The following is a 15,462-nucleotide window of genomic DNA, read 5'->3' on the forward strand; positions in this document are numbered from 1 at the left end:
ACCGGTGTGCCCCGGGGCCATCGCCCCGGGTCAGCAGCAGGCTCCGAACCTCACATAAGCTGCGCGCATGCGTGGAATCCTCTTGGCGGGCGGCACCGGGTCACGACTGTGGCCGCTGACCCGAGCAGTCTCGAAGCAGCTCCTCCCCGTCTTCGACAAGCCGATGATCTACTACCCGCTGTCGACCCTGGTCATGGCCGGTATCAGCGAGATCCTGATCATTACCACCCCCCAGGACCAGGAGCAGTTCCAGCGTCTGCTCGGCGACGGCTCCCAGTTCGGCCTCAAGCTGGAGTACGCCGTCCAGGAGAAGCCGGAGGGCATCGCCCAGGCCTTCGTGCTCGGTGCCGACTTCATCGGTGACGAGCCCGTCGCGCTGATCCTCGGCGACAACATCTTCCACGGCAGCGGCCTGGGCACCCGGCTCGCGCAGCGCACCGCGCCGCAGGGCGGCATGGTCTTCGCCTACCCGGTCGCCGACCCGACCGCGTACGGCGTGGTGGAGTTCGACGACAACGGCCAGGTCATCTCCATCGAGGAGAAGCCCACCCAGCCGAAGTCCCGCTACGCGGTGCCCGGCCTGTACTTCTACGACAACCGCGTGGTCAAGATCGCGGCCGGCCTGCGCCCGAGCGCGCGCGGCGAGCTGGAGATCACCGCGGTCAACGAGGAGTACCTCAAGACCGGCGAGCTGCACGTCACCATCCTCGACCGCGGTACCGCCTGGCTCGACACCGGCACGTTCGTCTCGATGGTGCAGGCCTCCGAGTTCGTCCGGGTCATCGAGGAGCGCCAGGGCTTCAAGATCGGCTGCATCGAGGAGGCCGCCTGGCGGGCCGGCCTGATCGACGACGCTCAGCTGCGCGAGCTGGCCGAGCCGCTGTGCAAGAGCGGCTACGGCGACTACCTGATCGCGCTGCTCGAAGAGGAGGCGGCCAAGTGAGGTTCCGCGAACTCTCGATCCCCGGCGCCTTCGAGGTCACCCCGCAGCAGCACGGCGACCCGCGCGGCCTGTTCATGGAGTGGTACCGCTTCGACCGGCTCGAAGAGGTGGTCGGCCACCCGCTGAAGTTCGCCCAGGGCAACCTGTCGGTGTCCGCCAAGGACGTCGTGCGCGGCATCCACTTCGCCGACGTCCCGCCCGGCCAGGCCAAGTACGTCAGCTGCGTGCGCGGCGCCGTGCTCGACGTGATCGTGGACCTGCGGGTCGGCTCCCCCGCCTTCGGCCGCTGGGAGTTCGTCCGGCTGGACGACGCCGACCGCCGGTCGGTCTACATCCCCGAGGGGATCGGCCACGGTTTCTGCGCGCTGACCGACGACGCCACGCTGTCGTACGTCTGCTCCGAGACCTACAACCCGACCGGTGAGCACGCGGTGCACCCGCTCGACCCGGACCTCGGGATCGAGTGGCCCACCGACGCCCCGCAGCTGTCCGCCCGTGACGACGCCGCGCCGTCGCTGGCCGAGGCGCTCGCCACCGGCCTGCTGCCGGACTACGAGAAGTGCCTGGCCTTCACCGAGAGCCTGCGCACCCGCTGAACCGCCCGATGCCCGGGCCCGCCGCCCTCCGGCGCGGGCCCGGGCATCGTCGTCCGCCCCGGCGGGAGCCGTCGGCGGGCTCAGTATGATGGGCCCGCCGCGGGGTCTTCGCCCCGCTCCCGGCCCCGACTCAGACCAGCGGATGTGCCCTCCACCATGACCACTCTGGAAATCCTGCTTCCGTACTACGGCAACGTCGCGCTGATGCAGGCCGCGGTCCGCAGCGTGCTGGCGCAGAGCGATCCCGACTGGCGGCTGACCGTCGTCGACGACGGCCGGGAGCCCGGCGTCCCGGAGTGGTTCGCCGAGCTCGACGACCCGCGGGTGCGGTACTTCCGCAACGAGCAGAACCTCGGCGTCACCGGCAACTACCGCAAGTGCCTGGGCATGGCCGAGTACGAGTACATGATGTTCATGGGCACGGACGACATCATGCTGCCCAACTACGTCGCCACGATCCGCTCGATCCTGGCCCAGTACCCCGGCGTCGCGATGATCCAGCCGGGCGTCCAGGTGATCGACGGCGACGGGAAGCCCTCCAGCTCGCTCGCCGACGAGGCCAAGCGCCGGATCTACGCGCCCAAGCAGCAGGGCCGCACCCTGCGGGGCGGCGAGGAGCTCGCGGTCAGCCTGCTCAAGGGCAACTGGCTGTACTTCCCGTCGATCTGCTGGCGCACCGAGGCCGTGAAGACCACCGGCTTCCGCGACAACCTGGAGATCATCCAGGACCTCGCGCTCGTCATCGACCTGCTCCAGGCCGGCGAGCACATGGTCGTCGACGACGTCCGGGCCTTCCAGTACCGCCGGCACGCCGTCAGCATCTCCTCCTCCTCCGCCTTCAGCGGCACCCGGTTCACCGAGGCCCGCCGGTACTTCCTGGACGCCGCCGACCGCCTGGACGCGCACGGCTGGCCGCGCGCCGCCAAGGCGTCCCGGATGCACCTGTCGGCCCGGATCCACGCCCTGACCCTGGTCCCGGGCGCGATGCGCGCCGGCCAGTGGGACGGGGCGAAGGCCCTGCTGCGCAACGCCACCAGCACCGCCGCCCGCCCCCGCTGACCCCGCCCGTCACCGCCCAAGGCCCATCACCGTCCCAGGGAGTCACCGCAATGACCGCACCGCACCCGGCCCCCTCCCGGGTCGCCGTCCTCGGCGGCACCGGCTTCATCGGCCGCGTGCTCGGCGCCCGCCTGCTGGAGCAGGGCGCCGAGGTCGTCAGCCTCGCCCGCAAGGCCCCGGCGGTGCCGGCGCCCGGCCGGTTCGTCGCCTTCGACATCTCCTCCGACGCCGCCGCCGACCTCACCGCACTGCTCGACCGCGAGCGGATCGACACGGTCGTCAACGCGGCCGGCGGCATGTGGGGCCTGAACGACGAGCAGATGTACCAGGCCAACGTGGTCCTGGTGGACCGGCTGATCGAGGCCGTCTCCGCGATGGCCTCCCCCGCCCGCCTGGTCCACCTCGGCACCGTGCACGAGTACGGCATGGCGCCGGTCGGCACCAGCCAGCGCGAGAGCGACCCGGCCGCCCCGGTGATGGAGTACGGCAAGCTCAAGCTCGCCGCCACCGAGGCCGTGGTCCGCGCCGTCGAGGCGGGCCGGCTGGACGCGGTGTCGCTGCGGCTCGGCAACGTGGTCGGCGCCGGCCAGCCCGGCCACAGCCTGCTCGGCGTGATGGCCGCCAAGCTGGACGCCGCCCGCCGGGCCGGCGAGACCGCGCAGCTCTCGCTCCAGCCGCTCACCGCCCAGCGCGACTTCGTCGACCTCACCGACACCCTGGACGCCGTGCTCCTCGCCGCCGTCCGGCGGGACGTCCCGCCGGTGGTCAACATCGGCACCGGCGCCGCGTCCTCGGCCCGGCTGCTGGTCGAGCTGCTGATCGAGGAGAGCGGGGTGCCCACCGAGATCACCGAGGTCCCCGCGCCGGACGGCACCGGCCCGGAGACCGAGTGGCAGCAGCTCGACATCACCGTCGCCCGCGAGCAGCTCGGCTGGGAGCCCCGGCGCACCCTGCGCGAGGCCGTCCGGGAGCTCTGGGAGGCCCAGATCGCCGCTCCCCAGGCGTAGCGGGCCCCGACCGCACGCCGTACGAGCAGCGCATGCCATGACGTGGCGGCGTCCGTGAGCAGTCGCGGACGCCGCCCGGCCGAACCAGCCGGGGGAGCCATCAGCCGACCAGCAGTGCTCCGCCCGCGCGGCACGCTCGCGCAGCTCGCCCACGGCCGGGCCAACGGGCTCGGCGCGCTCCGGCTCCTGCTGGCCGCCACCGTCGTCGCCTCGCACGTCTTCCCCATCGGCTGGGGGCGCCCCGATCCGCTCTGGTCCTGGAGCGGCGGGCAGACCGACCTCGGCAAGGCCGCCGTCCTCGGGTTCTTCGCACTCTCCGGGTTCGTGATCATCGACAGCGCCCGGCGGCTGCCGGCCGGCCGCTACCTCTGGCACCGGGCCCTGCGCATCGTGCCCGGCCTCTGCGGCTCACTGCTCTTCTCTGCCGCCGCCTTGATGCCCGCCCTCTACTGGTGGCAGCACGGCAACCTGAACGGCTTCTGGACCCGTTCGGACGGTCCGCTGAGCTATCTGACCAGCCTCGGGAGCGCCGCCCCGACCACGGGCTGGGACATCTCGGGCGTGATCGCCGAGGGCGTCCGCAGCGGAACCAACTTCGACCGGAGCCTCAACGGCGCCCTCTGGTCGCTCAAGTACGAGCTGCTCTGCTACCTGGTGGCCGGGCTGCTGGCCGCCCTCGGGCTGCTGAACCGACGACCGTTCGTCGCCTCGGCGGCGCTCGCGCTCTGGCTCCTGATCGCCACCGGCGCGACGGACCTCCCGGCCGGGGTGCCCCCGGCCGGCGGGCCCGGGATCGCGCTCCCGCCGCTGGGCCAGGTCACCTTCCACCTCGCCGCCGGTCTCGGCCTCGCCTTCCTGCTCGGAGGCGCGCTACGGCTGCACGCCGAGCGGATCCCGGTCGACGACGCCCTGGCGCTGGCCGCCGCCCTCACCGCGGCCGGCTCGGCCCGCTGGGGCGGCTTCGCGCTGCTCGGCGTCCCCGCGCTGGTCTACCTGTTGTTCTGGGCCGCGGCCAGGCTCCCCCGCCGCCTCCGGGCGATCGGCAGCCGCGGCGACTACTCGTACGGCGTGTACATCCACGGCTTCCCGGTCGAGCAGGCGCTGGCGCTGGTCGGGGCCGCGCGCTTCGGCCCGCTCGGCTTCCTGGCCTGCGCCCTCGCCGCGACCGCCCTGCCGGCGGTGCTCTCCTGGCACCTCGTCGAGGCGCCCGCGCTGCGGTTGCGCTCCTGGACCCCGGGACCGCTGCGCCGGGCCGCCGGGCGGGAGCCCCGGCCCGCGTCGCAGCCGCAGCCGCCGTCGCAGCCGCCCGAGGTCACTTCGCCTTGAAGACCCAGACCTTCATCAGCAGGAACCGGACCACCGTCGCCAGACCGTTCGCGGCGACCAGCCCGGCCACCTCGACGGTCTTCGAGGCGTTCGGCGCGGCCAGGTCGAGCAGCGCCAGCGCCCCGGCGCTCAGACCGAGCCCGATCACGAAGGCCACCGCGCCCTGGAGCTGGTGACGCAGCGCGCCCTCACTGCCGGTGATGCCGAAGGTGAACCGGCGGTTGGCCGCCGTGTTGGCGACCGCGCTGACCGCGAGCGCGACGAGGTTGGCCACCTGGGGGTCGACGAATCGCCGGGCCACCACGTAGAGGAGCAGGTAGAAGAGGGTGCTCAGGACCCCGATCACCAGGAAGGAGGGGACCTGGCGCTTGGCCGTCCCGGTGTCGGCGGGCCGCGGGCCCTGGCCGGCCGGCGGCACCTCGGCCGCTTCGGTCGGCTGGTCGGTGGAAACCATGTGAGCACCCATGCGATCGGTTCGTCGGATCAGGAAATCTCGTACACGGCCATCCGGCCGTTGTCGAAGACCTGCTTGGCGAGGGTCTTCAGGGCCGGGGACTCCGGCGCCACCTTGCGGTTGACCACCACGTAACGGACGTGGTGCCGCTCGCGCAACTGATCGAGGATAGCGGCCGTCGGCCGGTAGACGGCGTCCTCGTTGAGCTTGAGCAGCTCCTGGTCCCAGAAGGAGCCGGACTTCTCCGACATCAGCCGCGGCGAGTAGGCCCAGCCCTCCACCAGCACCGAGCGCTCGGAGTAGGCGCTCAGGTAGAAGGACAGGGAGTTCCAGCAGTTCTCCCCGGGGACGGCGTAGTCGCTCTCCGAGCGGCAGTGGCCGTTGGTGGCCAGGACGTCGTCCGGTTCGCTGTGCGCGCGGACCCAGCGGGCGGCCTCTACCTGGCTGGCCGGCAGCGGCCACGCGCCGTCCCACGGGACCTGCCGGGACTGCTGGACGTCGAGCAGCAGCGAGGGGGCGCCCGCCGCGAGCGCCGCGGTGAGCAGGACCACGGCGCCCCGGCCGCGCAGGGCCGGCAGCGCCCGGCCGGCCGCCCACCAGAGCACACCGCCGACCGCCGCGACCCCGGCCAGCGCCGCCGCCGCCGCCAGCGCCGGCACCAGCGCGGTGTAGGACGCGGTGCCGTCGGCGTCGCCGACCGCCTTGAGCGCGAAGGTCGCCCAGTCGCCCGCGTACTGGTAGATGCCGTAGGTGAGCAGGAGGACGAAGGCCACCGTGCCGACGCCGAGCGCGAGCTTGCCCCGGGCCGGCAGCGCGGCACGCTCGAAGACCTCGCAGTAGCCCCAGGCCGAGAGCAGCACCCCGAAGGAGAGGCCGGCGAGGGTGAAGTAGCTGGCGTTGAAGCCGTTGACCACCAGGTAGACGGCCGGGCCGGCGAGGGCCCCGCCGAGCAGGAACCACTGGGTCTGCTCCAGACGGAGCCGGCGGCGCCACAGGAGCGGGATCATGCCGACCATCCGGAGCTGGTGGTTCAGCAGGAACGCGACCAGCGTCGCGGCGACGACCACGCTCTGGGTCACCGCCGTCCGGGTCTGCTGCGGATCGGCCCAGTACTTCTGGATGTTGCCGAAGGGCACCACTTCGAGGCCGTAGCTCTCGAAGCGGAACAGCACCGCGGTGGCGAAGACCTGGGCGCCCGCGACGATCGCGCCGAGGCCGACGACGGTCCACGGGATGCGCCGCGTCCCGATCAGCACCATCGCACCGGCGAAGGCCAGCGCGGCCAGCGTCACCGGCAGCGAGCTCGCCTTGGCCGCGCTGGAGGCCACCGCGAACAGCGCGGTGAGCACGAACGCGCCCCGGCCGAACGCCGGGATCCGGCCGGCTCCGTCCTGCCCGCCGCGCTCCTCGCCGCCGCGCCCGCGCAGGGCGTCGCCGACCACGCCGATCAGGGCCATCAGCAGCGGCTGGCTGTACGTCAGCGAGAGGCTCGCCCAGGACATCAGCGGCACCGCCGGAGCCCCGAAGGTCCAGTGGCCGACGTTGTTGGGGTAGACGGCGTTGAACTCGCCCACCGCGAAGATCAGCAGGGCGGCGACCGGGCCGGCCCAGGGCCGGCCGGTCAGCCGGTGCGCCACCACGGCGGTGATCACCATGGCCAGGGCGGCCAGCGCCGGGACCATCAGCCGCATCTGGACCACGGACAGGTCGATGTGCCCGACCAGGTCGCTCATCGCCATGTGGACGAAGGTGAACCAGTGGTAGTGCAGCGGCTCGCCGGCGGCCTGCGGGAAGGTCAGCGGGAAGTTGTGCTTGGCGTTCCCGGCCAGCGACAGCAGGTAGGGCAGGTCGATGTACTGCCGGGTGGTCTCGCTGTCCGGCACGATCGGGTTCCGGCTGAGCACCGCCCCGTACATGTAGGCGCTGGTGAACGCGACCGTGCCGGCGACCGACCAGGACCAGCCCGGCGAGGTCCGGCGGTAGCCGCGCGGCCGCCAGTGCCGCCGCAGCCGCGGCACGGCGGCGAACGGGATCACGACCGCCAGCGGCCAGGCCGTGGCCACCGACTGCAGGCCCAGGCCGACCAGCACGGCCCAGGCGACCAGTTCCAGCACCAGGCCGACCACGGCGCCGAAGGCCAGGTCCTCCACCAGTGTGTGCGGACGGCGCCGCAGGAGCCGGAAGACCAGCGTGCCCGGGAGCATGACGCCCCACAGCACGTAGAAGGTGTAGCGGGCGACGTCACTGACCGAGGTGTCGGCCGCCAGCAGCAGGCCGGCCAGGAAGAGGTAGGCCGCGACCGCGGGCAGGAACGCCGTCAGCCGGTCGCGGAGGCCGAGCGGGGCACCGTCGGCGTCCGGCGCGGAACTGCCGGTCCGCCGCCCGTCGGGCGCGGTCGGCGTACCCAGGGCGGGCGCGGTGCTGTCGGTAGTGCCCATCGCTCTTCTTCTCCTGCGGGCTGTGCGTCGGCTCTCGGTCGGCGGCGGGTGGTCCGTCCCGCGGCGGCCGGCGCCGCGGGACGGACCGGGGGGTCACACCGCGTACTCGGAGACCTTCGCCGTCTTCGCGCTGTTGTCCTCGGCCGAGTCGTAACCGACGAAGTAGGCCGGCCGGGCCTGCGCCGCCGAGTAGATCCGGCCGACGTACTCGCCGAGCAGACCGATGCAGACGAGCTGGACGGCGCCGAGGAAGAGCATGCCGATGAACAGCGAGGACCAGCCGGGCACGGTCTTGCCGAGCGCGTACTCGACCGTGGTGTAGATCCCCAGGCAGAAGCAGAGCACGAAGCTCAGCAGGCCGAGCCAGGTGGCGAGCCGCAGCGGGCTGGCGGAGAAGTTGGTGATGCTGTCGATGGCGAGACGGACCATCTTGGACAGCGGGTAGTGCGTGCTGCCCGCGACCCGCTCCTCGCGGACGTAGACGACCTCGCCGCTGGGGAAGCCGAGCCACGGGACCAGCAGGCGGTAGACCGGCTGGTGCTCGGGCATCGCCTTGAGCGCGTCCACCGCGGCCCGGCTGAGCAGGCGGAAGTCGCCGGCCTGGTTCGGCATGTTCTTGCCGACGAGCTTGCGCATCAGCCAGTAGTAGGCGCCGGCGGTCCGCCGCTTGAAGAAGGTGTCGGTGCCGCGGTCGCCGCGCACGCCGTAGACGATGTCGAGGTTCTTCTCGCGGGCGAGCGCGAGCATCTCGGGGATCTTCTCCGGCGGGTCCTGCAGGTCCGCGTCGATGGAGACGACGTAGTCGCCGTAGGCGCGGTGGATGCCGGCGGTCAGCGCCGCCTGGTGCCCGGAGTTGCGCGCGAAGCGGACGATCCGGAACTCCGGCCAGTCCTGGTGGATCTTCTGCATGATCGCCGGGGTGGCGTCGGTGCTGCCGTCGTCGATGCCGACGACCTCGTAGTGGATCCCCAGCTCGTCCAGGATCGGGCGCAGGCGCTGGACCGTCAGCGGCAGGGCTTCCTGCTCGTTGTAGATCGGCATCACGACCGACAACAGCGGCGCCGGCGGGACGGCCTGCTCTGCCGATACTGCTGCGTTGTACATCAGTTGTCGCCTGTCCCTTATGTCTTTGAGAACGATCGATCGATGCCGGATAACGGCCGGATGGCCCGGACGACCGAGCTGATGGATGCGAAGGAGGGGTGCGCGGCCTGGGCCTGAGCCGTGACGGCGGCCAGGCTAGCAGCAGGATTTTGCGATTGCATGAATGATCCTTTGGCCGCTGATTCCACGCGGCCCTCATGCATGGTCAGTGCTTCACCGGGGCGGGTTCGTCCGAGACCCGGCGCAGGGTCGCCATCGAACGGTCCAACGCGTTCTTCATGATCTTCGACACCGGCCGCTCGACCAACCGGTGGATCAGCCAGGCCGCCACCATCACCGCGGCCAGGGTCGTCCCCAGCGCCGCCCGGACGCCGAAGTCCTTGGTGAGCAGGAAGTGGATCAGCGTCCAGCCGATCTCCTGGTGGATCAGGTAGAGCGGGTAGGTCAGCGCGCCGGCGACCGTCAGCCACTTCCACTGCACCCAGTCGAACAGGCCCAGCGCGGCACCCAGCACCAGGGCGAACGCCGCCGTCACCGCACCGGCCATGACGTTCCACGAAAGGGGGTGGCCGAGGACGTTGACGTAGACCTCCTGGATGGCACCGAGGCGGGTCAGCGCGAGGATCCAGGAGAATCCGACGATCCCCCAGAGCAGCAGGTTCTGACCGAAGCGGTACATCAGGAACATGCCGACGCCGGCGATGAAGAAGGGCGACTCGTTCGGCATGGCGAGGGTGGTCAGCAGCGGGAGGTCCGCCTGCGGGGCGAGCACCGCGAGGATCGTCCAGATCCCGCAGAAGGCCACCACCTTGCGGTAGGTGAGGCCGGTCGCCACCACGATCGCGAAGAGCAGGTAGAACCGCATCTCCACCCAGAGCGTCCAGTACACGCCGTCGACGTGCCGCATCCCGAGCGGGGTCTGAAGCATGGTCAGGTTGCCGAGGATGGTGCTGGCGTTGAGCCCGTCACCGGCCCCCGAGCGGGCGAACTGCTTGAAGTTCAGCACCACCAGGCTGGTGAGCGCTATGCCGGCCCAGTAGCCGGGGTACAGGCGGACCACCCGGGAGACGAAGAACTCCCCCGGTCGCTTCCCCCAGCAGCTCATGCAGATCACGAAGCCGCTGATGACGAAGAACAGCTCCACCCCGAGCCAGCCGTAGGCCGCCATCCGGTTCACCTGCGGCAGTACGTCCTTCGGGGTGACGCCCTGCCACACCCCGGAGATGCCGACGTAGGCGGTCCAGTGGAAGGAGAGCACGCTCAGGGCCGCGAACAGTCGCATCCCGTCGAGCGCGTACAGCCGGGGACGCTTGGTGCGGCCGTCGGGCGACCGCTCCGCGCGCGTGGCCGAGCGGCGACGGAGAAGCGAGGGCTTCGTGAGAAGGGGGGCAGAGGTCATTCCGGAGCGCTTTCAGCGAGTGGGGCGGAGAGCCTCGGTCAGCCTCGCCCTGGCGACGGCTGCGGGTGGCTCAGTCTATCCGCAGCGAGATCGCCCTACACACAGGACCCCCGCGCCCTCCAAGTGCGACACGCCGAAGGGCCCCGCACACCGAGGTGTGCGGGGCCCTTCGAACATCACCTGTGTGACACAGGCAGGTCAAGAGCCTCGATTACTTGAGGATCTTGGTGACCTGGCCGGCGCCGACGGTGCGGCCACCCTCACGGATGGCGAACTTCAGGCCCTCCTCCATGGCGATCGGCTGGATCAGCACGACCGTCATGGCGGTGTTGTCGCCCGGCATGACCATCTCGGTGCCCTCGGGGAGGGTCACGACGCCGGTCACGTCCGTGGTACGGAAGTAGAACTGCGGGCGGTAGTTGTTGAAGAACGGGGTGTGACGGCCACCCTCGTCCTTCGACAGGATGTAGGACTGGGCCTCGAACTCGGTGTGCGGGGTGACCGAACCGGGCTTGATGATGACCTGGCCGCGCTCGACGTCCTCGCGCTTGATGCCACGGAGGAGCAGACCGACGTTCTCACCGGCCTGGCCCTCGTCGAGCAGCTTGCGGAACATCTCGATGCCGGTGACCGTGGTGGTGGTCTTGGTCTCCTTGATGCCGATGATGTCGACAGTCTCGTTGACCTTGAGGATGCCACGCTCGATACGACCGGTGACGACGGTGCCACGACCGGTGATCGTGAAGACGTCCTCGATCGGCATCAGGAACGGCTGGTCCACGGCGCGAGCCGGGGTCGGGATGGCCTCGTCGACCGCGGCCATCAGGCCGAGGAGCTTCTCGCCCCACTCCTTGTCGCCCTCCAGCGCCTTCAGCGCGGAGACGCGGACGACCGGCAGGTCGTCGCCCGGGAACTCGTACTCGGAGAGGAGCTCACGGACCTCGAGCTCGACGAGCTCCAGGATCTCCTCGTCGTCCACCATGTCGGCCTTGTTCAGGGCGACGACGATGTAGGGGACGCCGACCTGGCGGGCCAGGAGGACGTGCTCCTTGGTCTGCGGCATCGGGCCGTCGGTGGCGGCGACGACGAGGATCGCACCGTCCATCTGGGCCGCACCGGTGATCATGTTCTTGATGTAGTCCGCGTGACCCGGGCAGTCGACGTGGGCGTAGTGACGCGCCTCGGTCTGGTACTCGACGTGCGCGATCGAGATGGTGATACCGCGCTGCCGCTCCTCCGGCGCCTTGTCGATCTGGTCGAACGGCGTGAAGGGGTTGATGTCCGGGTGAGCGTCGTGCAGCACCTTGGTGATGGCCGCGGTAAGGGTCGTCTTACCGTGGTCGATGTGACCAATGGTGCCGATGTTGACGTGGGGCTTCGTCCGCTCGAACTTCGCCTTCGCCACTGCAGTCCTCCTGAGGACAGTTCTGTACGCCGTGCTGACGTCAGTTGGTCTTTGATCGGGTTGGGTACGGGGCGCCCGGGAGCGCCTCACACCGTCCCGCGGGTGGGGGCGGAGGCCCCGGGAGAATCCGGCTGGATTCTCCCGGGTCGCCTCCTAATAGCCTAAGGGTTCGCAATCGTCCCGAATGTCGGGATGTCCTGCGGCCTCGGGTAGGGACTCGGCTCGCGCCGGTCCTTACTCGCCCTTGGCCTTGGCGATGATGTCGTCCGCCACGTTCCGCGGAACCTCGGCGTACGAGTCGAACTGCATCGAGTAGCTCGCGCGACCAGAGGTCTTGCTGCGCAGGTCACCGACGTAGCCGAACATCTCGGAGAGGGGCACCAGCGCCGAAACGACGCGGGCACCGTAACGCTCGTCCATGGACCGGATCTGGCCACGGCGAGAGTTGATGTCGCCGATCACATCGCCCATGTAGTCCTCGGGCGTGGTGACCTCGACGGCCATCATCGGCTCGAGCAGCGCCGGGGACGCCTTGCGAGCGCCCTCCTTGAAGGCCATCGAACCGGCGATCTTGAACGCGAGCTCGGAGGAGTCGACGTCGTGCGAGGCACCGTCGAGCAGCGTCACGCGGACACCCTGGAGCGGGTAGCCGGCGAGCACGCCGAACTCCATGGCCTCCTGGCAACCGGCGTCGACCGAAGGGATGTACTCCTTCGGCACGCGGCCACCGGTGACCTTGTTGACGAACTCGTAGCCCTCGCCGGACTCGATCGGCTCGATCGCGATCTGGATCTTCGCGAACTGGCCGGAGCCACCGGTCTGCTTCTTGTGCGTGAAGTCGATGCGCTCGACGGCCTTGCGGATCGTCTCGCGGTACGCGACCTGCGGCTTGCCGACGTTGGCCTCGACCTTGAACTCACGCTTCATACGGTCGACCAGCACCTCGAGGTGCAGCTCGCCCATACCCGCGATGATGGTCTGGCCGGTCTCTTCGTCGGTGTTGACCTGGAAGGACGGGTCCTCCTCGGCCAGCCGCTGGATCGCGGTGCCCAGACGCTCCTGGTCACCCTTCGACTTCGGCTCGATCGCGACGCGGATGACCGGGGCCGGGAAGTCCATGGACTCCAGGATGACCGGGTGCTTCTCGTCGCTCAGGGTCTCACCGGTGGTGGTCTGCTTGAGACCCATGACGGCGACGATGTCGCCGGCGCCCACCGACTCGATCTCCTCACGCTTGTTGGCGTGCATGCGGTAGATCTTGCCGATCCGCTCCTTGCGGCCCTTCACCGCGTTGAGGACGGCGGTGCCGGCCTCAAGGCGCCCGGAGTAGATCCGGACGAAGGTGAGCTTGCCCAGGTGCGGGTCGGACATGATCTTGAACGCCAGAGCCGCGAGCGGCTCGTCGTCCGACGCCTTGCGGGAGATCTTGACCGTGTCGTCGCCGGGCTTGGTGCCCTCGATGGACTCGATGTCCAGCGGCGACGGGAGGTAGTTGACGACCGCGTCGAGCAGGGGCTGAACGCCCTTGTTCTTGAAGGCGGTGCCACAGAAGATCGGCGTGAAGTCCGAGTTCAGCGTGCCCTTGCGGATCGCGGCGATGAGCAGCGCCTCGGGGACGTCCTCGCCCTCCATGGCGAGTTCCATCACCTCGTCGCTGACGTTCGACACGGTGTCCAGCAGCTTCTCGCGGTACTCCTCGGCCTGCTCCACCAGGTCGGCCGGGATGTCGACGATGTCGTACATCTCGCCCTTGGCGGCCTCGGCCGTCCAGACCAGCGCCTTCATGCGGACCAGGTCGACAACGCCCTGGAAGTCCGCCTCGGCACCGATCGGGAGCTGCATCACCAGCGGGGTCGCGCCGAGGCGCTCCACGATGGTGTCGACGCAGAAGAAGAAGTTCGCGCCCGTGCGGTCCAGCTTGTTGATGAAGCAGATGCGCGGGACGCCGTAGCGGTCAGCCTGCCGCCACACGGTCTCGGACTGGGGCTCGACACCGGCGACACCGTCGAACACCGTGACGGCACCGTCGAGGACGCGCAGCGAACGCTCCACCTCGACGGTGAAGTCGACGTGACCCGGGGTGTCGATGATGTTGATCGTGTTGTCAACGCCGTCGAGCGTCCAGTGACAGGTCGTCGCGGCCGACGTGATCGTGATGCCGCGCTCCTGCTCCTGCTCCATCCAGTCCATGGTGGCAGCGCCATCGTGGACCTCACCGATCTTGTACGAGACACCGGTGTAGAACAGGATCCGCTCGGTGGTGGTGGTCTTGCCCGCGTCGATGTGCGCCATGATCCCGATGTTGCGGACCCTGGCGAGGTCAAGGGAGGTTGCAGCCATGGTGGCTCGTTCTCTCTCTGTCTAGTGACGGGGTTGGGACTACCAGCGGTAGTGCGCGAAGGCCTTGTTGGACTCGGCCATCTTGTGGGTGTCCTCACGACGCTTCACGGAAGCGCCCAGGCCGTTGCTGGCGTCGAGGATCTCGTTCATCAGGCGCTCGGTCATGGTCTTCTCGCGACGGGCGCGGGAGTAACCGACCATCCAGCGCAGCGCCAGGGTGCTGGCGCGGCCCGGACGGACCTCGACCGGAACCTGGTAGGTCGCGCCACCGACACGGCGGGACTTGACCTCGAGGGCCGGCTTGACGTTCTCCAGCGCGCGCTTCAGCGCCACGACGGGGTCCGAGCCGGTCTTCTCGCGGACGCCCTCGAGGGCGCCGTAGACGATCCGCTCGGCGGTGGAACGCTTGCCGTGCAGCAGGATCTTGTTGACCAGCTGGGTGACGACCGGGGAGCCGTAAACCGGGTCGATGATGACCGGGCGCTTCGGGGCGGGGCCCTTACGAGGCATTCTTACTTCTCCTTCTTGGCGCCGTAGCGGCTGCGAGCCTGCTTGCGGTTCTTGACACCCTGGGTGTCAAGCGAACCGCGGATGATCTTGTAGCGGACACCAGGAAGGTCCTTCACACGACCACCGCGCACCAGCACGATGGAGTGCTCCTGCAGGTTGTGGCCCTCGCCCGGGATGTAAGCGGTGACCTCGATCCCGCTGGTGAGGCGCACACGGGCGACCTTGCGAAGCGCCGAGTTCGGCTTCTTCGGGGTGGTCGTGTACACACGCGTGCAGACCCCGCGGCGCTGGGGCGAGCCCTTCAGCGCGGGAGTCTTGTTCTTCTCGACCTTGTCCTGCCGGCCCTTTCGGACCAGCTGCTGGATCGTAGGCACCGTTTCTCCGTTTTCTGTGTGCCAAGGCTTGGTGAAACTAACCTGCGGTGTCTCCATCGCACACGGCCCCGTGGTCGACCCACGCGGTCGGGTGTGTTGGGCTTATTCCGACACGGAATCCCATGAGCTGATGTACAGCGACGGCGCTCAACGCGCGGAGCACTGAAAGGTGCTCCGGCTCGGCGCGGCGGCCGGTGTGCATGCACGCACAAGGACCCGGGGACACCCCAGGCACAAGGTCAGAGCGTACCTAGCGCATCGGGCTCGGTCAAAACAAATGCAACGCCGCAGGTCGCGGCCGTCGGCCGGATGTCGCCGCGGTGTCCCGCGCACGGCCGCCCGGTGTCGAACCGCTCTCCTGCCGCTCTACCACACCCCGGCGGGGGGCGCCCCCCCCGCGGGGGGCGCGCGCCCCGGCCCGCGGCCCGGGGTGAAGGCCCCCCACACAACGGGGTTGTTAGCGCGCCCCCGGGAGGCCAACAAAACCCCCAGGGGAGTATAAACAAA

General features: G+C 69.9%; 13 protein-coding genes. 5 read left to right on the plus strand and 8 right to left on the minus strand.

The features are described from left to right. The first annotated feature begins 67 nt into the window (after positions 1-67). The 5 genes from rfbA (at position 68) to ACFVYI_RS24825 (ending at position 4,931) form a co-directional block, all read left to right on the plus strand. Positions 68-943 carry a glucose-1-phosphate thymidylyltransferase RfbA gene (gene rfbA / locus ACFVYI_RS24805; protein ID WP_387889212.1) on the plus strand — a complete coding sequence of 292 codons (876 nt, stop codon included), beginning with the start codon at positions 68-70 and terminating at the stop codon, positions 941-943. Further along, complete coding sequence (gene rfbC / locus ACFVYI_RS24810; protein ID WP_387889214.1) at positions 940-1,539, plus strand: dTDP-4-dehydrorhamnose 3,5-epimerase; 600 nt, start codon at positions 940-942, stop codon at positions 1,537-1,539. The genes rfbA and rfbC overlap by 4 nt, the downstream gene beginning before the upstream one ends. Before the next feature lie 156 nt (positions 1,540-1,695). Further along, positions 1,696-2,598, plus strand: coding sequence for a glycosyltransferase family 2 protein (locus ACFVYI_RS24815; protein ID WP_387889217.1), 903 nt, complete (start codon positions 1,696-1,698; stop codon positions 2,596-2,598). A 50-nt stretch (positions 2,599-2,648) separates the two neighbouring features. Beyond that, on the plus strand, positions 2,649-3,605 hold the full coding sequence (locus ACFVYI_RS24820) for an NAD-dependent epimerase/dehydratase family protein (RefSeq protein ID WP_387889219.1): 957 nt from the start codon (positions 2,649-2,651) through the stop codon (positions 3,603-3,605). A 114-nt stretch (positions 3,606-3,719) separates the two neighbouring features. Beyond that, positions 3,720-4,931: an acyltransferase family protein gene (locus tag ACFVYI_RS24825; RefSeq protein WP_387889220.1), complete on the plus strand. Its 1,212-nt coding sequence runs from the start codon at positions 3,720-3,722 to the stop codon at positions 4,929-4,931. Here ACFVYI_RS24825 and ACFVYI_RS24830 read toward each other — a convergent pair. The 8 genes from ACFVYI_RS24830 to rpsL form a co-directional block, all read right to left on the minus strand. Continuing rightward, on the minus strand, positions 4,918-5,385 hold the full coding sequence (locus tag ACFVYI_RS24830; RefSeq protein WP_387889223.1) for a GtrA family protein: 468 nt from the start codon (positions 5,383-5,385) through the stop codon (positions 4,918-4,920). The genes ACFVYI_RS24825 and ACFVYI_RS24830 overlap by 14 nt on opposite strands. Before the next feature lie 29 nt (positions 5,386-5,414). Then, positions 5,415-7,823, minus strand: a complete 2,409-nt coding sequence (locus tag ACFVYI_RS24835; RefSeq protein ID WP_387889226.1) for a hypothetical protein — start codon at positions 7,821-7,823, stop codon at positions 5,415-5,417. 93 nt (positions 7,824-7,916) lie between these two features. Continuing rightward, entirely contained in the window at positions 7,917-8,927 is a 1,011-nt protein-coding gene (locus ACFVYI_RS24840; RefSeq protein ID WP_387889229.1) for a glycosyltransferase, read from the minus strand. Positions 8,928-9,132: 205 nt separating this feature from the next. Next, complete coding sequence (locus ACFVYI_RS24845) at positions 9,133-10,326, minus strand: acyltransferase family protein (protein WP_387889231.1); 1,194 nt, start codon at positions 10,324-10,326, stop codon at positions 9,133-9,135. Positions 10,327-10,537: 211 nt separating this feature from the next. Then, positions 10,538-11,731, minus strand: coding sequence for an elongation factor Tu (tuf, locus tag ACFVYI_RS24850; protein WP_360630284.1), 1,194 nt, complete (start codon positions 11,729-11,731; stop codon positions 10,538-10,540). Positions 11,732-11,965: 234 nt separating this feature from the next. Next, entirely contained in the window at positions 11,966-14,071 is a 2,106-nt protein-coding gene (gene fusA / locus ACFVYI_RS24855; protein ID WP_360630287.1) for an elongation factor G, read from the minus strand. Between the two features lie 39 nt (positions 14,072-14,110). After that, positions 14,111-14,581 carry a 30S ribosomal protein S7 gene (rpsG, locus tag ACFVYI_RS24860; RefSeq protein ID WP_148644378.1) on the minus strand — a complete coding sequence of 157 codons (471 nt, stop codon included), beginning with the start codon at positions 14,579-14,581 and terminating at the stop codon, positions 14,111-14,113. Positions 14,582-14,583: 2 nt separating this feature from the next. Beyond that, positions 14,584-14,955, minus strand: coding sequence for a 30S ribosomal protein S12 (gene rpsL, locus ACFVYI_RS24865; protein WP_014144289.1), 372 nt, complete (start codon positions 14,953-14,955; stop codon positions 14,584-14,586). Between the last annotated feature and the right edge of the window lie 507 nt (positions 14,956-15,462).

Source organism: Kitasatospora sp. NPDC058218 (assembly GCF_042882445.1).
Lineage (GTDB): Bacteria > Actinomycetota > Actinomycetes > Streptomycetales > Streptomycetaceae > Kitasatospora.